An 18,313-nucleotide genomic window follows, 5' to 3' on the forward strand; every position below is an offset into this window, starting at 1 on the left:
GAATAAGGAGAGCGGGAATGACACAAGGCGCAGTGAAAACACCAGGTAAACGTTCGCAGGCGGTGAGAGCCAAGAAGCAGGCGATCCTCAGCGCGGCGCTGGAGACCTTTTCGCAGTTTGGCATTCACGGCACGCGCCTGGAGCAGGTGGCGGAGCAGTCCGGGGTATCCAAAACCAATCTGCTCTACTATTACCCGTCGAAAGAGGCGCTGTATGTTGCGGTGATGCAGCAGATTCTCGATATCTGGCTGGCGCCGCTGAAAGCGTTCCGCGAAGAGCTGGCCCCGCTGGTGGCGATCAAAGAGTACATTCGCCTGAAGCTGGAGGTGTCGCGCGATTACCCGCAGGCATCACGGCTGTTCTGCCTTGAGATGCTGCAGGGGGCGCCGCTGTTGCAGGCGGAGCTGACCGGAGATTTGAAACAGCTGGTGGACGATAAGTCGGCCATTATCGCCGGATGGGTGGCCAGCGGAAAACTGGCTCCGGTCGATCCGCATCATCTGATCTTTATGATTTGGGCCTCCACCCAGCATTACGCTGACTTTGCGGCCCAGGTCGAGGCGGTGACCGGTAAAACGCTCCAGGACGAAGCGTTTTTCCACAGCACCCTGGAAAACGTGCAGCGGATGATTATCGAAGGGATCCGCTTGCGCTAGTTCCCCTCACCCTAACCCTCTCCCCAGAGGGGAGAGGGAACTGTTCTGCGCTGTCTTTTCTCCCTCGCCCCTATGGGGAGAGGGGACAGCTTAGGTTGCCCTCTTCGCACTGCATCAGCGAGGCCAGAAACGCTTCGCGCTCCACGGTTTTCTCCGCCAGGCACTGATTCACGATCATCGGCTGAACGCTGCCGCCTTCCGTTCCCGAACCGATAAACGCACAGTCCGCGTCGCGCAGGGCAATCCAGGCCTGCTGCGCCTTTTTCAGCAGCTCGCGCTGGGGAGCTTCCGCGCGCTTGACGGCGGCCTGATAGGTCTGGTTGAGCTTTTTATCGGCAGCCTGGTACTGCTGCGCGCTACAGGTATTCAGTTCAAGCTGAGTGGTCGCTTTGTCGCACTCGTCAGCCAGCGCGCTGGCGCTCAGCAGCAGTGCTGCGCCTGCGAGAAATACTCTTTTCATCTTTCCCTCAGTGTAAAAAAGCCGGATGCGCTGCGCTTATCCGGCCTACGGTTGTTTTGTCGCCCCGGTAAGCATAGCGCCACCGGGGAGAGTTTACACGATTAACCGATGGTCATCAGGCTGGCGTTACCGCCCGCTGCCGCGGTGTTGACGCTGAGGGAACGCTCCACGTACAGACGCTCCAGCAGCAGGTTGGTTTCCCCGCGCGCGAAGCCCTGCACTGAAACAATTGCCCCGCTGCGGGCCGCAACCTGCTCGCAGAGCTCGCGCAGCTGGTCGGAATCACCGTGATATATGACGGCATCAAACGGCTGCGTCAGCAGCGCATCGGCTTTCGCGAAGTGGATACGGGCCGAGACCGCTTTCGGCAGCTGTTTGGCGAGATCGCGATGCAGCGCATCTTCCGGCCACAGCACTTCACACCCGGTGGCCATCGCGGCGGCCAGCTGTACCAGCGCGTCCTGCTCGTTATCCGCCACGCACAGTACGCGCTCGCGCGGCATCAGCGTCCAGGTATTGCGCTCGCCGGTCGGCCCAGGCAGCAGACGCTGCGTACCGGCCTGTGCCAGCTCGCCATACTGCTGCGCCACGGCACGCAGTTCAGGACGTTTTTCCGCCCAGGCGATCAGCGCTTCCAGCGGCTGGGTCAGCACGGTTTTCAGCTGCGCATCCACCGGGTACTCCGCATCCTGACGCGCCAGGGTGACGCCCAGCGCGTTCTCAGGACGGTTCGCCAGCAGACGGTACAGGTAGAGCGGACCGCCCGCTTTCGGGCCGGTGCCGGAGAGGCCTTCACCGCCGAACGGCTGCACGCCCACGACCGCGCCAACCATGTTGCGGTTAACGTACAGGTTGCCCACTTTGGCGCTGCCGGTTACCTGCGCGATGGTCTCGTCGATACGGGTATGTACGCCGAGCGTCAGGCCATAGCCGGAGGCGTTGATCTGCTCAACCAGCTCGTTGAGGTTGTTACGGTTGTAGCGCACCACGTGCAGCACCGGACCGAAGACCTCTTTTTTCAGCTCGTCGAAGCTTGCCAGCTCGATAAGCGTAGGCGGCACAAAGGTGCCGGAACGCCACTCGCGGGCGTCTTCGCTGTTGTCTCGCACCGCCTGGAACACCGGACGGCCTTTCGCGCGCATGGCCTGAATGTGGTTTTCAATATTGGCTTTGGCTTCCGCGTCGATCACCGGCCCGATGTCGGTGGTGAGACGGCCCGGGTTGCCCATGCGACATTCGGCCATCGCGCCGCGCAGCATCTTCAGCGTGTGGTCCGCCACGTCATCCTGCAGGCACAGCACGCGCAGGGCGGAGCAGCGCTGACCGGCGCTGTCGAAGGCGGAGGCCAGTACGTCAACCACCACCTGCTCGGTGAGGGCGGAGGAGTCAACGATCATGGCGTTCATGCCGCCGGTTTCCGCGATAAGCGGAGTAGGACGACCCTGCGCATCCAGACGGGTGGCAATATTGCGCTGCAGCAGCGAGGCCACTTCGGTCGAACCGGTAAACATCACGCCGCGCACGCGGTTATCGGAGGTCAGTTTGGCGCCCACGGTTTCACCGCGGCCCGGCAGCAGCTGGACCACGCCTGCCGGTACGCCTGCTTCCAGAAGAATGTTGATGCCCTGCGCGGCAATCAGCGGGGTCTGCTCTGCCGGTTTTGCCAGCACGCTGTTGCCAGCGGCCAGGGCGGCGGCAATCTGGCCGGTGAAGATCGCCAGCGGGAAGTTCCACGGGCTGATACAGACGACCGGGCCGAGCGGACGGTGGGTTTCGTTATCGAAATCATCGCGCACCTGACCGGCGTAGTAGTGCAGGAAGTCGACCGCCTCGCGCACTTCGGCGATGGCGTTGCTGAAGGTTTTACCCGCTTCGCGCACCAGAATGCCGATGAGCGACTGCATCTGGTCTTCCATCAGCACCGCCGCGCGCTCCAGGATGGCGGCACGTTCCTGCGGCGGGGTGGCGAACCAGATAGGGGCGTTATTCACCGCGCTGTCCAGCGCCTGATCCACTTCCGCATCGGTGGCTTCACGCACGTAGCCGACGATGTCTTTTGGCTCCGCCGGGTTGATGACCGGCTGCATGTCACCGTCAGCAACGGGCTGCTCCAGCATCGGTTTGGCTTGCCACTTCTGCAGCGCGCTGTTGAGCAGGGCAGAGGAGAGGGATGCCAGACGGTGTTCGTTGGCGAGATCCAGCCCCGCCGAGTTGACGCGGCCTTTGCCGTACAGCTCGCGCGGCAGGGCAATCTTCGGATGCGGCAGGCCAATCTGGCCTTCCTGCGCCGCCATCTTCTCAACGGCCTGCACCGGATCGGCGACCAACTCGTCGAGCGGCAGCGTGGTGTCGGCGATGCGGTTAACGAAGGAGGTGTTCGCGCCGTTTTCCAGCAGACGACGCACCAGGTAGGCCAGCAGGGTTTCGTGGGTACCTACCGGGGCATAAATTCGGCACGGGCGGTTCAGCTTGCCGTCCGCCACTTTACCGGTCACCTGCTCGTACAGCGGTTCGCCCATGCCGTGCAGACACTGGAACTCGTACTGGCCCGGGTAGTAGTTCTGCCCGGCCAGGCTGTAGATCGCCGCCAGGGTGTGGGCGTTGTGGGTGGCGAACTGCGGATAGATCAGGTTCGGCACGCCGAGCAGCTTTTTCGCGCAGGCGAGGTAAGAGACGTCGGTATAGACCTTGCGGGTGTAGACCGGATAGCCTTCCAGCCCTTCCATCTGGGCGCGTTTGATTTCGCTGTCCCAGTAGGCCCCTTTCACCAGGCGGATCATCAGGCGACGGCGGCTGCGGCTGGCCAGGTCAATCAGGTAATCAATGACGAACGGGCAGCGTTTCTGGTAGGCCTGGATAACGAAACCAATCCCGTTCCAGCCCGCCAGCTCCGGCTCGAAGCACAGTTTTTCCAGCAGATCGAGGGAGATCTCCAGACGGTCGGCCTCTTCGGCGTCGATGTTGATGCCGATGTCATACTGGCGCGCCAGCAGGGTCAGGGACTTCAGGCGCGGGTAGAGCTCTTCCATCACCCGGTCGTACTGCGCGCGGCTGTAACGCGGGTGGAGGGCGGAGAGCTTAATCGAGATGCCCGGGCCTTCATAAATACCGCGACCGTTGGACGCTTTACCGATGGCGTGGATCGCCTGCTGGTAAGAAACCATGTAGGCCTGCGCGTCGGCGGCGGTCAGCGCCGCTTCGCCGAGCATGTCGTACGAATAGCGGAAACCTTTATCTTCCAGCTTGCGGGCGTTCGCCAGCGCTTCGGCAATGGTTTCTCCGGTCACAAACTGTTCGCCCATCAGACGCATCGCCATGTCCACACCTTTGCGGATCAGCGGCTCGCCGCTCTTACCGATGATGCGGTTCAGGGAGCGGGAGAGGTTGGCTTCGTTATGGGTGGAGACCAGCTTGCCGGTAAACAGCAGACCCCAGGTGGCGGCGTTAACGAACAGCGACGGGCTGCGGCCAATGTGCGAATGCCAGTTACCGTTGCTGATCTTGTCGCGGATCAGCGCGTCGCGGGTGGCTTTATCCGGAATACGCAGCAGCGCTTCCGCCAGGCACATCAGCGCCACGCCCTCCTGGGAGGAGAGGGAGAACTCCTGAAGCAGACCCTGAACCATCCCGGCGCGGCCGGTGGCGGTCTTCTGGTTACGCAGTTTGTCAGCTAATTGGTACGCCAGGCTGTGCGCCTGGGCGGCAACGGCTTCCGGCAGGCGAGCCTGCTCCAGCAGCATCGGTACGGCGTCGGTTTCGGCGCGACGGTACGCGCCGGTAATGGCGGCGCGGCTGACGGACTGCGGCAGGATCTGCTCGGCGAATTCGAGGAACGGCTGATGGCTCTCATCGCCAGCGGTCGGCGCTTCTTCACTTTCATTGGCGGCACCGGCGAGCAGGGCAGGCAGCTCCGGCAGGCCCTCGTCGCTCTCGAGTCTTTCGAGATAGTTAAAAATCGCCTGCTTAATTAACCAGTGCGGCGTGCGGTCAATGCGGGTTGCTGCGGTCTTAATCCGTTCGCGGGTTGCGTCATCCAGCTTAACCCCCATGGTGGTCATACCCATGCCAAAGCTCCTGTTGTGCTTTCATCGTGTTTGGTCGTTAGCGTGAAATATCCACCATGTTGCAACTTTGTGCAACCGTGTTAAATGTGACCTGGTTTGCAACCCGGGAAATGAATGAATTGTTAACGAATAGTTAGCTGGAAAAACGTGCTGCCTTTGTCCCGGGAAGCCTGTTTTTATGCGGGAGTTAACACTTTTAAAAGGTGCAACCCGTAAAAGCGTGAGCGAGTGCAACCTATAGGAAACTCGTATCAAACCGGGGATGAAATTGATGTAAATGCAGTGTTAAATCGTTTGTCAGCGGAGGGCGCATACGGCAGGATAGCGCGCCTCACCGAAACACAAGATACCGTCACCTCGTTCCGGTGATCATATAACAAGGCAACCCGGACGGTTGTCGCTCGACACTTTTGGAGAATTTGAATGGCAATTAGCACACCGATGCTGGTGACATTTCTCGTTTATATTTTTGGCATGATCCTGATAGGGTTTTTGGCGTGGCGTTCAACGAAAAACTTTGACGACTACATCCTGGGCGGACGCAGTTTAGGCCCGATGGTGACCGCACTCTCTGCGGGCGCATCGGACATGAGCGGCTGGCTGCTGATGGGTCTGCCGGGTGCGATTTTTATCTCTGGTATCTCGGAAAGCTGGATTGCCATCGGTCTGACCGTGGGCGCATGGATCAACTGGAAGCTGGTGGCAGGCCGTCTGCGCGTGCACACCGAGGCCAACAATAATGCCCTGACGCTGCCGGACTACTTCACCGGACGCTTTGAGGATAACAGCCGCGTGCTGCGTATTATCTCGGCGGTGGTGATCCTGGTGTTCTTCACCATCTACTGTGCCTCCGGCATCGTGGCCGGTGCGCGTCTGTTCGAAAGCACCTTCGGCATGAGCTACGAAACCGCCCTGTGGGCCGGAGCGGCGGCAACCATCCTCTATACCTTCGTGGGCGGCTTCCTGGCCGTCAGCTGGACCGACACCGTGCAGGCGAGCCTGATGATCTTCGCGCTGATCCTGACCCCGGTGATTGTGATTTTCACCGTTGGCGGCTTTGGCGATTCGCTGGAGGTGATCAAGCAGAAGAGCATCGAAAACGTCGACATGCTGAAAGGGCTCAACTTTGTCGCCATCGTCTCCCTGATGGGCTGGGGTCTGGGCTACTTCGGTCAGCCACACATTCTGGCGCGCTTTATGGCGGCGGATTCTCACCATACCATCGTCCATGCGCGTCGCATCAGTATGACGTGGATGATTCTGTGTCTGGCGGGCGCGTGTGCGGTCGGCTTCTTCGGGATCGCCTACTTCAGCAATAACCCGGCGCAGGCGGGCGCGGTGAACCAGAACGCCGAACGCGTGTTTATCGAGCTGGCGCAGATTCTGTTTAATCCGTGGATTGCCGGTATTCTGCTCTCCGCGATCCTGGCCGCGGTGATGTCCACCCTGAGCTGTCAGCTGCTGGTCTGCTCCAGTGCCATCACCGAAGATCTCTATAAGGCCTTCCTGCGCAAGGGCGCGAGCCAGAAAGAGCTGGTATGGGTAGGGCGCTTTATGGTGCTGCTGGTGGCGCTGATTGCGATTGCGCTGGCGGCCAACCCGGAAAACCGCGTGCTGGGGCTCGTGAGCTACGCGTGGGCGGGCTTTGGTGCGGCATTTGGTCCGGTCGTCCTGTTCTCCGTCATGTGGTCCCGTATGACCCGTAACGGCGCGCTGGCGGGGATGATTATCGGTGCGGTGACCGTTATCGTCTGGAAACAGTTCGCCTGGCTGGGCCTGTACGAAATCATTCCGGGCTTCATCTTCGGCAGCATCGGTATCGTGGTCTTCAGCCTGTTGGGTAAAGCGCCGTCTGCCTCCATGCAGAAACGCTTTGCGGAAGCCGACGCGCATTACCACTCCGCACCGCCGTCTAAGCTGCAGCCAGAATAATTTTCTCACGCAGTACCGTAGGCCGGGTAAGCGCAAGCGCACCCGGCTTTTTTCTTGCCAAAATCCGTCTTTTCCTGTGATATCCCAGTGCTTATAACAATGAGGATAGCGAAGCATGACAATCAAAACAGGGTTAATGGCGGCGGCATTATTGATGCTGGCGGGCTGCAACGCGCCATCGCAACACGCGGCGGTAGAGACCTGCAAAGCGGATAACCAGATGCAGCAAACCACGCTCTATTTCGGCTTAAACCGTCCTGCCGGGGCGCAGATTACCCCCAACGAGTGGCAGCAGTTTGTTGACCTGGACGTGACGCCGCGCTTTCGCGATGGCTTAACGGTATTTGATGCCCGCGGGCAGTGGCTGGGGAACGACGGAAAAGTGGCGCGTGAACCGAGCAAGGCGCTGATGCTGATCCACGGTAAAGATGCGCAGAGTGAGAAGAACATCGAAGCGTTACGCGGGATTTATAAGTCACGCTTCGCGCAGGAGTCGGTGATGCGTGTCGATCAGCCGGTGTGCGTACAGTTTTAATGAAAAACGGCGGGATAACCCGCCGTTGTTGTTTTGCAGGCCGGGATCGCTGCGCGCCACCCGGCATTGCATCAGAGCACCAACCCCGCAAAGCTCGCTGACAGCAAACTCACCAGCGTCGCGCCGTAGACCAGACGCAGCCCGAAACGCGATACCACGTTACCCTGCTGCTCGTTCAGGCCCTTAATCGCCCCAGCCACGATGCCGATGGAGGCGAAGTTAGCGAATGAGACGAGGAAGACGGATAAAATCCCCAGCCCGCGCGGGGACATCTGGTGTGCTATTTTCTGCAGCTCAATCATCGCCACAAATTCATTCGCCACCAGCTTGGTCGCCATAATGCTGCCCGCGTTTAAGGCATCGCTCAGCGGTATACCCACCAGCCATGCCAGGGGATAAAATACATAGCCCAGGATCTGCTGGAAGCTCATGCCAAATACGCTGGAGAAGAGGGCGTTAACGGCGCTAATAAGGGCGATAAAGCCAATCAGCATCGCCAGAATAATCATCGCCACTTTAAAACCGGCCAGAATATACTCGCCGAGCATCTCGAAGAAGCTCTGCGATTCATGCAGTTTTTCAAGCTTGATATCCGGCTCCGCTTCCGGGCGCGTCGGGTTGATGACGGAGAGAATAATAAAGGTGCTGAACATGTTCAAAATCAGCGCCGCGACGACAAATTTGGCATCGAGCATGGTCATATACGCCCCGACAATCGACAGGGAGACCGTCGACATGGCCGTGGCCGCCATGGTGAACAGACGACGCGAGGAGAGATCGCCCAGCACGCCTTTGTAGGCAATGAAGTTTTCCGACTGGCCGAGGATTAGCGAGCTCACCGCATTAAAGGATTCCAGCTTGCCCATGCCGTTCAGTTTGGACAGCAGCGTACCGATCACCCGAATAAAAATCGGCAGGATCCGCCAGTGCTGAAGAATACCAATCAGCGCGGAAATAAAAATAATCGGGCAAAGTACGCCGAGGAAAATGAATGCCAGCCCTTTTTCTCCCATACCGCCAAAGACGAAATTAGTCCCTTCGCCAGCAAATTTGAGCAGTGACTCAAAAAATCCCGAGACGTATTTAATCAGGAATAACCCGCTTTCGGCGTGCAGGAAAAAGAACGCCAGGGCAATTTCAATGACAATCAGCTGTAAAACAAAACGAATGCGAATTTTTCGGCGGTCGAAACTCGTAAGCCAGGCAAGCGCGAGAATAATGACCAGCGCCAGCAGGAAATGGACAATTTTAAACATAATTTATTTTCACCAGGTGTTTGAGGCGGATATTTAGCCACAGCCCTGAATCAGCGTAAATGGGCATTTTCGTTATAACTTATAAACTTGACCGTTACGTATGTAACTATTATCAGGCTCTGCGTTTACAACTCGTCATCAAAACACCGCACATTTCGCTTGTGTTTCTTTCTGCCGTAATGATAATCACTATCACAAGAATTTACCTTTCTTTGCATCAGTTGACCGCGATAAACATTTAAGGTGTCGGCATGTTTGTTCCATTTCTCATTATGTTACGTGAAGGGCTCGAAGCCGCCCTTATCGTGAGCCTCATCGCCAGTTATCTGAAGCGAACCCAGCGCGGGCGCTGGATTGGCGTCATGTGGATCGGGGTCTTCCTTGCCGCGGCGCTCTGCCTGGGTCTGGGGATCCTCATCAACGAAACCACCGGCGAGTTTCCGCAGAAAGAGCAGGAGCTGTTTGAAGGTATCGTCGCCGTGATTGCGGTGGTGATCCTCACCTGGATGGTGTTCTGGATGCGTAAAGTCTCCCGTAACGTGAAGGTGCAGCTGGAGCAGGCGGTGGATAACGCCCTGCAGAAGGGGAACAACCACGGCTGGGCGCTCATTATGATGGTCTTTTTCGCCGTGGCGCGCGAAGGGCTGGAGTCTGTTTTCTTCCTGCTGGCGGCGTTTCAGCAGGATGTGGGGATCTGGCCGCCGCTGGGGGCCATGCTGGGCCTTGCCACGGCCGTGGTGCTCGGTATCCTGCTCTACTGGGGCGGTATTCGCCTGAACCTGGGCGCCTTCTTCAAGTGGACCAGCCTGTTTATTCTGCTGGTAGCCGCGGGTCTGGCGGCAGGGGCGATTCGCGCCTTCCATGAAGCGGGCCTGTGGAACCATTTCCAGGACGTGGCGTTCGACCTCAGCAACGTTCTCTCCACGCACTCTCTGACCGGCACCCTGCTCGAAGGTATCTTCGGCTATCAGGAAACGCCGAGCGTCAGCGAAGTGGCGATGTACTTTATCTATCTGGTTCCGGCGCTGGTGCTGTTCGCAATGCCGCCGCGTACCGGCACGCAGGCGTCACGCGTTGCGCCGTAATCTTTGATTGAGTAACAACATACTTTTAAAGGGAAGAGTCATGGCAATTCAGTTCCGTCGTAGTGCGTTATGCGCAGGCATTGCCGCGCTGTTCGCTTCTGCATTCTCCGCCTGGGGCGCGGATGTTCCACAGGTTAAGGTCACCGTCAACGACAAGCAGTGTGAGCCGATGACCCTCACGGTGAACAGCGGAAAAACCCAGTTTATTATTCAGAACCACAGCCAGAAGGCGCTGGAGTGGGAGATCCTGAAAGGCGTTCTGGTGGTGGAAGAGCGTGAAAATATCGCCCCTGGCTTCAGCCAGAAGATGACCGCCAACCTGCAGCCGGGCGAGTATGAGATGACCTGCGGTCTGCTGACCAACCCGAAAGGGAAGCTTATCGTCAAAGGTGAAGCGACGGCCGATGCGGCGAAAGGCGCTGCGGTACTGAGCCTGGGCGATGCGATTACCGCGTATAAAGCGTACGTCACGAAAGAGACGGCGGATCTGGCTGCGTCAACCAAAGCCTTTACCGATGCGGTGAAGGCCGGTGATATCGAAAAAGCGAAATCCCTCTACGCGCCAACCCGTCAGCATTACGAGCGCATTGAGCCGATCGCCGAGCTGTTCTCTGACCTTGATGGCAGCATTGACGCTCGTGAAGATGATTTCGAGCAGAAAGCGGCCGATCCGAAATTCACCGGTTTCCACCGTCTGGAGAAAGCCCTGTTTGGCGATAATTCTGCCAAAGGGATGGAGAAGTATGCCGACCAGCTGAACAGCGACGTGCTGGAGCTGCAAAAGCGCATCAGCGAGCTGGCCTTCCCGCCATCAAAAGTGGTGGGCGGTGCGGCCGGGCTGATTGAAGAAGTGGCCGCGAGCAAAATCAGCGGCGAAGAAGATCGCTACAGCCATACCGACCTGTGGGACTTCCAGGCTAACGTCGACGGCGCGCAGAAAATTGTTAACCTGCTGCGTCCTCAGCTGCAGAAAGAGAACGGTGAGCTGCTGGCCAAAGTGGATGCCAACTTCAAAAAAGTCGACACCATCCTGGCGAAGTACCGCACCAAAGACGGGTTTGAGACCTACGACAAGCTGACCGATGCCGACCGCAACGCGCTGAAAGGCCCGATTACCGCCCTGGCGGAAGATCTCTCCCTGCTGCGTGGCGTACTGGGTCTGGACTAAGCACGATGAATAAGCATAACGAGAGCGACGTGGCTGAGCCTTCCCGTCGCCGGTTGTTAAAAGGGGTAGGGGCGCTGGGGGGCGCGCTTGCTCTGGCTGGCGGGTGTCCGGTGGCGCACGCGGCGAAACCGCAAAGCGCGCCCGGCACGCTGTCACCTAATGCCCGCATGGAGACGCAGCCGTTTTATGGCGAGCATCAGGCCGGTATCCTGACGCCGCAGCAGGCGTCGATGATGCTGGTGGCCTTTGATTCGCTGGCCAGTGATAAAGCCGATCTGGAACGTCTGTTCCGCCTGCTGACGACGCGCATCGCGTTTCTTACCGCCGGTGGACCGGCGCCCGATACGCCGAACCCGCGTCTGCCGCCAATGGACTCCGGCATTCTGGGGCCATTCATTGCCCCGGATAACCTGACCATAACCGTTTCGCTGGGAGAATCGCTGTTTGACGCGCGCTACGGGCTGGCAAAACAGAAGCCGAAAGCGCTGCAAAAAATGACGCGCTTCCCGAATGATTCCCTGGATGCCGCCCTTTGTCACGGCGACCTGCTCCTGCAGATCTGCGCCAACACCCAGGACACGGTGATCCACGCCCTGCGCGACATCATCAAGCATACGCCGGATCTGCTGAGCGTGCGCTGGAAGCGGGAAGGGTTTATCTCTGATCACGCCGCCCGCAGCAAGGGAAAAGAGACCCCGGTGAACCTGCTGGGCTTCAAGGACGGCACGGCCAACCCGGACAGCCACGATAGCGCGCTCATGAAGGAGGTGGTGTGGGTCACTGCCGACCAGAATGAACCGGCATGGGCGGTGGGCGGCAGCTATCAGGCGGTGCGCATTATTCAGTTCCACGTGGAGTTCTGGGACCGCACGCCGCTGAAAGAGCAGCAGACGATCTTCGGTCGTGATAAGCAAAGCGGGGCTCCGCTCGGCATGAAGAACGAGCATGATGTGCCTGACTACGCCAGCGATCCGAATGGCGATGTGATTGCGCTGGACAGCCATATTCGTCTGGCCAATCCGCGCACCATAGAGACGCAGTCGAGCCTGATGATGCGTCGGGGATACAGCTATTCGCTGGGCGTCACCAATTCCGGTCAGCTCGATATGGGGCTGCTGTTCGTCTGCTATCAGCACGATCTGGAAAAGGGCTTCCTGACCGTGCAGAAGCGGCTCAACGGCGAAGCACTGGAAGAGTACATTAAACCCATCGGCGGCGGCTATTTCTTTGCCCTGCCAGGCGTGCGCGACAGCAACGCGTATCTCGCTCAAGGTCTTATTGAAGCCTGATAATTGTCCCTGCGACGATTCGCAGGGACATTATTTTTTCATATGACTATCCTGCTGTTATATTTCTGTAATATTTCTATATGAGACTGATTTCAACTGTAGGGACAGTCTTAAAAGTTGCGTTCAGGTAAAATAAATGTTGCATTTATGATAAATCCTGATGTACTTAAGATAAGACAGCGGTAGTTCCCGGCAGTGATGCTGAATCACTATGGAGATCGCGAATGGTTGCGTCCTGTACTGGACAAGGTAAACATAACAACCGCAGCACCCGGCGCGGAGGCTCAGACTCCGGCAGCGATTTCCTCACCACTAAATTTTCCCCCCTCCCTCAAGAATCTGATTCGACCGACGTGCAGAACGGTGCGCGTAGCTGTTCCGTATCGTCATCCGATAGTGCAAGCAATGGCTTACAAGGAAGCCAACCCTCTGATGTTCGTGCGCATAATCGTGCCGACGCTGGCGCGTGTGATGAATACCAACAACTCAAGGTGCTATCCATGGGAAGACAAAAAGCAGTGATCAAAGCTCGTCGCGAAGCAAAACGTGTGCTGAGACGGGATTCACGTAGCCATAAACAGCGTGAAGAAGAATCGGTCACCTCGCTTGTGCAGATGAGTGGCGTAGAAGCAATTGGCATGGCCCGTGACAGCCGTGATAATTCTCCAATTGTGGCGCGCAATGAGGCTCAGGCGCACTACCTGAATGCTATCGAGAGTAAACAGCTCATCTTTGCAACCGGTGAAGCCGGATGCGGGAAAACCTGGATCAGTGCAGCCAAAGCGGCGGAAGCGCTGATCCATAAGGACGTGGAGAGAATCATTGTTACCCGTCCGGTACTGCAGGCTGATGAAGATCTCGGCTTCTTGCCCGGTGATATTTCGGAGAAGTTTGCCCCGTACTTCAGGCCCGTCTATGACGTGCTGGTGAAGCGGCTGGGTGCATCCTTTATGCAGTACTGCCTGCGGCCAGAGATTGGCAAGGTGGAAATCGCGCCGTTCGCCTATATGCGCGGACGTACATTTGAAAATGCGGTCGTCATTCTTGACGAGGCTCAGAACGTGACCGCTGCGCAAATGAAGATGTTTTTAACGCGCCTCGGGGAGAACGTGACGGTTATCGTTAACGGCGATATTACCCAGTGTGACCTGCCGTCCGGCGTGAAATCCGGACTGAGCGACGCCATGTCACGTTTTGAGGAAGATGAGATGATTGGGGTGGTACGCTTCACCAAAGATGATTGCGTGCGCTCGGCGCTCTGCCAGCGCACGCTGCAAGCCTATTACTGAGTTTGCTGTTGCGTTCAAGGCCCGGGAAACCGGGCTTTGTTTTTTGTGCGGGCATGTCGTCGGGTGGCGCTGCGCTTACCCGACCTACAATACTGCATGCGTGCAATATACGAAAAAAAAGCCCGCATTTTCATGCGAGCTCTTCTTTAAATATGGCGGTGAGGGGGGGATTGACCGCTTCGCTCGCCCTGCGGGCAGCCTGTTCGCGACGCTCACAGTCTGTCCAACTGGCTGTCGCCAGTTGTCGAACCCCGGTCGGGGATTTTCATCCCCCCCTTTCAGAGAAGATAAAAGAAAAAAGCCCGTACTTTCGTACGAGCTCTAATCTCGAATATGGCGGTGAGGGGGGGATTCGAACCCCCGATACGTTGCCGTATACACACTTTCCAGGCGTGCTCCTTCAGCCACTCGGACACCTCACCATATTGTTTTGCTGCCTGACCGCGTGGGGGGCAACGGGGCGCTACTATAGGGAGTTGCGCTGACACGGTCAAGCAGATTTTCAGCTTTAGTGCCTGTTCGGTTAAGCAATAATCAGCTCCACGGTTTTTACGCCGTGGAGCAGGGGATTAACGCTGTGAATCGAGCACTTCGCTGTTTTTAACCACTTCCTGTGCTTTGCTGTAGCTTTCGATCAGCAGCTGATAAGCCGGGAAGATGTGGGTGTACACTTCCGCCCACTCCGCGGCATCTTCACGGTTCCATGTACGCTGGATCTCAGAGGCCACCGCCGCCGTATCCATCGGGACCACACCGGCCTGCACCACGCGCGCCAGCGTGATCTCCTGCGCCATTTTGCTGTAGGTGCCGGAGGCATCAATCACCGCAAACACTTTATACCCGTCCGCCACCGCGCTGATTGACGGGAAGGCCATGCAGACGCTGGTGATGGTGCCCGCAATGATCAACGTCTTACGCCCGGTGGCTTTTACCGCCGCCACGAACTCCGGGTTATCCCAGGCGTTGATTTCGCCTTTACGGGCAACATATTGCGCATGCGGCGCGTTGGCGTGGATCTCCGGGATAAGCGGTCCGTTTGGTCCTTGTGGGACGGACGCGGTGGTGATCACCGGGATTTTCGCCAGGGTCGCGATTTTTGCCAGCGCTGCCGCACGGGCACGCAGTTCCGGCATTGGCATATCCCCGACGGTCTGGAACAGACCGCTCTGGTGATCGATAAGCAACATCACCGCATCGTTTACATCGATGGCCGGACGGGTTCCGTTAAAATTCGCAGGTGTAGACATCTTCTTCTCCTTTATTACGTTCAGATCTGGCCGAAGCGGCCGGAATTGAAATCACGAATGGCTTCGTTGATTTCGGTTTTACTGTTCATCACAAACGGGCCATAGCCCACGATCGGTTCATTCAGCGGCTCACCGGCCATCAGCAGCACTTTTGCGTCGCTGTTCGCTTCCAGGTGCAGTTTGTCGCCTTCCTGACTTAACACAACCAGTTGGGCTTCACCCGCCTGAGCGGTACCGTTTACCGTGATGCTGCCTTCAAGCACGACCAGCGCCGTGCTCCAGCCTTCCGGCTGAGCGAGCGTCAGATGGCTTCCCTGGTTCAGCGCGATGTCCCACACGTTGAGCGGCGAGAAGGTGTGCGCCGGGCCGGTCACCGTGTCGTAGCGACCGGCAATAACCCGCAGCGTTCCACCATTGTCAGGCAGCGTCACCACCGGGATGTCGGCTTTCGTGATGCTCTGGTAGCCCGGTGCGGCCATCTTGTCTTTCGCCGGCAGGTTGACCCAAAGCTGCATCATTTTGAGTTCCCCGCCTTTCTGCGAGAACGCGCTGGAGTGGAACTCCTCGTGCAAAATGCCTGCGCCTGCGGTCATCCACTGCACGTCGCCGGGCCCAATCACACCGCCTTTCCCCGTGGAGTCGCGATGCTCCACTTCACCGGCATAGACGATAGTGACCGTCTCAAAACCCCGGTGAGGATGCTGGCCTACGCCGCGTTTCGCACCATCTGCCGGAAAGGTGTATGGACCCGCATAGTCCAGCAGTAGGAACGGGCTGAGCGGCTCGCCGTGGGTTTGATAAGAGAACATTGAACGGACCGGGAAACCATCGCCAACCCAGTGCTGACGAGGAGCGGTATAAACGCCAGTGATGTTTTTCATGATTAACTCCTGATGTTCTGTTGATGTAATTAGCTTATATTCAGGGTTAATATCCCGGTAGATAGTGAAAATGGCATTCACTGTTCTGGAAATAGAACGATGAGGATGTATGCAGGATCTCAATGACTTCGTCTGGTTTGTGAAGGTTGTGGAGTACGGTGGCTTTGCGGCGGCGGGAAGGGCGCTTGACCAACCCAAGTCCAAACTGAGCCGCAGGATCGCGCAGCTGGAGGAGCGGCTTGGCGTACGGTTGATACAGCGCACGACGCGGCAGTTTACGGTAACGGAAGTGGGGCACACTTTCTATCAGCACTGTAAGGCAATGCTGATAGAAGCAGAAGCGGCAGAGGAGGCCGTTGCTGCACTGCAGGCTGAGCCGCGCGGCGTCGTCAGGATCACCTGTCCCGTCACGTTACTGCACGTCCACGTGGGACCGATGCTGGCGCGGTTTATGGCGCGCTACCCCGGGATTAATCTCCAGCTTGAGGCCACCAATCGTCGGGTCGATCTTGTTGGCGAAGGTATTGATGTGGCTATCCGCGTGCGTCCGCGTCCGTTTGATGACAGCGATCTGGTGTTAAGGGTGCTGGCTGACAGGGGGCATTGCCTGGTGGCAAGTCTGCAGTTGATTGAACGTATGGGTAAACCGCGAATGCCTTCCGAGCTCAGTGAATGGCCTGGATTAAGTATGGGGGCCGGTAAACAGGTGCATAAATGGGAGCTCAGTGGTCCAGAAGGGGCGAAAGCGGAGATCCACTACGCACCGCGCTTTATTACCACCGACATGCTGGCACTGCGGGAAGCAGCGATGGCGGGCGTGGGCGTTGTACAGTTGCCGATATTGATGGTGAAGGATCAGCTTGCGTCAGGGGAACTGGTACGGGTGCTGGACGCGTGGGAACCCCGACGGGAAGTGATTCACGCGGTTTATCCTTCGCGGCGCGGCATGCTGCCGTCGGTCAGGACGCTGGTGGATTTTCTGACTGAAGAGTATGCGAAGATGGTGGAGGAGTAGCTTTTTGTAGGTCGGGTAAGCGCAGCGCCACCCGACATAAAGAGCGCAGGGAGTTTCAAGGTTCGAATCCCCCCTGCATGCGTGCAATATGCGAAAAAAAAGCCCGCATTTTCATGCGAGCTCTTCTTTAAATATGGCGGTGAGGGGGGGATTCGAACCCCCGATACGTTGCCGTATACACACTTTCCAGGCGTGCTCCTTCAGCCACTCGGACACCTCACCATATTGTCATCCCGTTGTTGACGGGACGGGCGCTAATGTAAGGAAAAGCCGAACTGCCGTCAACTCACTTTTTCAGTAATTTAGCGCGTTTAGACAAACTTCAGACAACATGATTCTTAAATGTGCTGAAAGCGTCTTTTTTATCAACAACACAGCCGTGCAATAAATTTGTTATGCTGACAACCTCGTTAAAAAACAAAATAAATCAGCGCAATAAAAGGCAGGAATGACTATGGATATACTTTTCTATCACCCCACGTTTGATACGGCCTACTGGATCGAGGCGCTCACGGCGGCATTACCCGGCGCACGCGTTCGCGAGTGGAAGCGTGGAGATAACGAACATGCTGACTATGCGCTGGTCTGGCATCCGCCGGTAGAAATGCTCCAGGGTCGCAAGCTAAAGGCCGTTTTTGCCCTGGGAGCCGGTGTGGATTCCATTCTGAGCAAGCTGAAGGCGCACCCTGACATGCTGCCGGAAGCGATTCCCCTGTTCCGCCTGGAAGATACCGGAATGGGGCAGCAGATGCAGGAATATGCGGTCAGCCAGGTGTTGCACTGGTTCCGCCGCTTTGATGACTATCAGGCATTTAAACAGCAGGCCCACTGGGAGCCGCTGCCGGATTACCGTCGTGAAGACTTTACCATCGGCATCCTCGGTGCGGGCGTGCTGGGCTCAAAGGTGGCTGAAGCCCTTGCACCGTGGGGCTTTCCGCTGCGCTGCTGGAGCCGCAGCCGCAAAGATTATCCGGGCGTCGAGAGCTTTGCCGGCACGGATGAACTCCCGGCCTTTCTGAACGGCACGCGCGTGCTGATCAACCTGCTGCCCAATACGGCGGAAACGGTCGGTATCATCAATGAAGACTTGCTCAACCAGTTAGCCGATGAGAGCTACCTGATGAACCTGGCGCGCGGGGTGCATCTGGTCGAGACCGATCTGCTGAAGGCGCTGGACAGCGGAAAGCTAAAAGGCGCCATGCTGGATGTCTATAGCCGTGAGCCGCTGCCGGTGGAAAGCCCGCTGTGGGCACATCCGCGCGTGGCGATGACCCCGCACGTGGCCGCCGTGACGCGTCCGGCAGAAGCGGTGGCGTACATATCCTATACCATCAGCGAAATGGAGAAGGGTAACGCGGTCACCGGCCAGGTCGACAGACAGCGCGGCTACTGAGAGAAACCCGGCGTTCGCCGGGTTTTTGCTAATATTCGCCGCT

At 57.7% G+C, this 18,313-nt stretch carries 14 protein-coding genes, 2 tRNA genes and 1 other RNA gene; 9 read left to right on the forward strand and 8 right to left on the reverse strand.

From position 1 onward, the window contains the following. Positions 1–17: 17 nt before the first annotated feature. Positions 18–656 (forward strand): HTH-type transcriptional regulator RutR, encoded by a 639-nt coding sequence (gene rutR / locus F3J31_RS08930; RefSeq protein ID WP_167212626.1) that lies wholly within the window; start codon positions 18–20, stop codon positions 654–656. Positions 657–726: 70 nt separating this feature from the next. Here the strand turns inward: rutR and F3J31_RS08935 are convergent, their stop codons facing one another. Then, positions 727–1,116 (reverse strand): lysozyme inhibitor LprI family protein, encoded by a 390-nt coding sequence (locus F3J31_RS08935; RefSeq protein WP_045908306.1) that lies wholly within the window; start codon positions 1,114–1,116, stop codon positions 727–729. A gap of 101 nt (positions 1,117–1,217) precedes the next feature. Next, positions 1,218–5,180, reverse strand: a complete 3,963-nt coding sequence (gene putA / locus F3J31_RS08940) for a trifunctional transcriptional regulator/proline dehydrogenase/L-glutamate gamma-semialdehyde dehydrogenase (RefSeq protein ID WP_167212629.1) — start codon at positions 5,178–5,180, stop codon at positions 1,218–1,220. A gap of 423 nt (positions 5,181–5,603) precedes the next feature. On the opposite strand from putA, the gene putP reads away from it, so the two are divergent. Together putP and F3J31_RS08950 are read left to right on the forward strand one after the other, a co-directional pair. Beyond that, the gene (gene putP, locus F3J31_RS08945) at positions 5,604–7,112 is read left to right on the forward strand and encodes a sodium/proline symporter PutP (protein WP_045908304.1); all 1,509 of its coding nucleotides are present in this window, start codon (positions 5,604–5,606) and stop codon (positions 7,110–7,112) included. Positions 7,113–7,227: 115 nt separating this feature from the next. Beyond that, positions 7,228–7,647: a DUF3574 domain-containing protein gene (locus tag F3J31_RS08950; RefSeq protein WP_167212635.1), complete on the forward strand. Its 420-nt coding sequence runs from the start codon at positions 7,228–7,230 to the stop codon at positions 7,645–7,647. Between the two features lie 71 nt (positions 7,648–7,718). Here F3J31_RS08950 and F3J31_RS08955 read toward each other — a convergent pair whose 3' ends face one another. After that, positions 7,719–8,903, reverse strand: coding sequence for a nucleoside transporter C-terminal domain-containing protein (locus tag F3J31_RS08955; RefSeq protein WP_167212637.1), 1,185 nt, complete (start codon positions 8,901–8,903; stop codon positions 7,719–7,721). A gap of 251 nt (positions 8,904–9,154) precedes the next feature. Between F3J31_RS08955 and efeU the strand changes: the two genes are divergently transcribed. From efeU to phoH, 4 genes are all read left to right on the forward strand, one after another. Next, positions 9,155–9,988: an iron uptake transporter permease EfeU gene (efeU, locus tag F3J31_RS08960; RefSeq protein ID WP_167212640.1), complete on the forward strand. Its 834-nt coding sequence runs from the start codon at positions 9,155–9,157 to the stop codon at positions 9,986–9,988. A 40-nt stretch (positions 9,989–10,028) separates the two neighbouring features. Further along, complete coding sequence (gene efeO / locus F3J31_RS08965; RefSeq protein ID WP_167212643.1) at positions 10,029–11,156, forward strand: iron uptake system protein EfeO; 1,128 nt, start codon at positions 10,029–10,031, stop codon at positions 11,154–11,156. Between the two features lie 5 nt (positions 11,157–11,161). Further along, complete coding sequence (gene efeB / locus F3J31_RS08970) at positions 11,162–12,445, forward strand: iron uptake transporter deferrochelatase/peroxidase subunit (protein WP_167212655.1); 1,284 nt, start codon at positions 11,162–11,164, stop codon at positions 12,443–12,445. 500 nt (positions 12,446–12,945) lie between these two features. Then, complete coding sequence (phoH, locus tag F3J31_RS08975; protein WP_008503509.1) at positions 12,946–13,734, forward strand: phosphate starvation-inducible protein PhoH; 789 nt, start codon at positions 12,946–12,948, stop codon at positions 13,732–13,734. A 153-nt stretch (positions 13,735–13,887) separates the two neighbouring features. Here phoH and F3J31_RS08980 read toward each other — a convergent pair. The 4 genes from F3J31_RS08980 to F3J31_RS08995 all read right to left on the reverse strand — a co-directional run bounded on the left by F3J31_RS08980 (position 13,888) and on the right by F3J31_RS08995 (position 15,862). Further along, a non-coding RNA gene (locus tag F3J31_RS08980) (RtT sRNA) lies at positions 13,888–14,024 on the reverse strand. 44 nt (positions 14,025–14,068) lie between these two features. Beyond that, positions 14,069–14,156: transfer RNA gene (locus F3J31_RS08985), tRNA-Ser, on the reverse strand. 147 nt (positions 14,157–14,303) lie between these two features. Then, positions 14,304–14,981 carry an isochorismatase family protein gene (locus tag F3J31_RS08990; protein ID WP_048027360.1) on the reverse strand — a complete coding sequence of 226 codons (678 nt, stop codon included), beginning with the start codon at positions 14,979–14,981 and terminating at the stop codon, positions 14,304–14,306. A 20-nt stretch (positions 14,982–15,001) separates the two neighbouring features. Then, positions 15,002–15,862 carry a pirin family protein gene (locus F3J31_RS08995; RefSeq protein ID WP_069719459.1) on the reverse strand — a complete coding sequence of 287 codons (861 nt, stop codon included), beginning with the start codon at positions 15,860–15,862 and terminating at the stop codon, positions 15,002–15,004. 109 nt (positions 15,863–15,971) lie between these two features. Between F3J31_RS08995 and F3J31_RS09000 the strand changes: the two genes are divergently transcribed. Beyond that, positions 15,972–16,877, forward strand: coding sequence for a LysR family transcriptional regulator (locus F3J31_RS09000; RefSeq protein WP_167212658.1), 906 nt, complete (start codon positions 15,972–15,974; stop codon positions 16,875–16,877). Between the two features lie 134 nt (positions 16,878–17,011). Here the strand turns inward: F3J31_RS09000 and F3J31_RS09005 are convergent. Then, positions 17,012–17,099 (reverse strand) — tRNA-Ser (locus F3J31_RS09005). Between the two features lie 232 nt (positions 17,100–17,331). Here F3J31_RS09005 and ghrA point away from each other — a divergent pair. Then, positions 17,332–18,270: a glyoxylate/hydroxypyruvate reductase GhrA gene (ghrA, locus tag F3J31_RS09010; RefSeq protein ID WP_167212661.1), complete on the forward strand. Its 939-nt coding sequence runs from the start codon at positions 17,332–17,334 to the stop codon at positions 18,268–18,270. Positions 18,271–18,313 lie beyond the last annotated feature (43 nt).

It is taken from the genome of Enterobacter sp. Acro-832, assembly GCF_011752745.1.
In the GTDB taxonomy this organism is placed as follows: Bacteria; Pseudomonadota; Gammaproteobacteria; order Enterobacterales; family Enterobacteriaceae; genus Enterobacter; species Enterobacter quasiroggenkampii.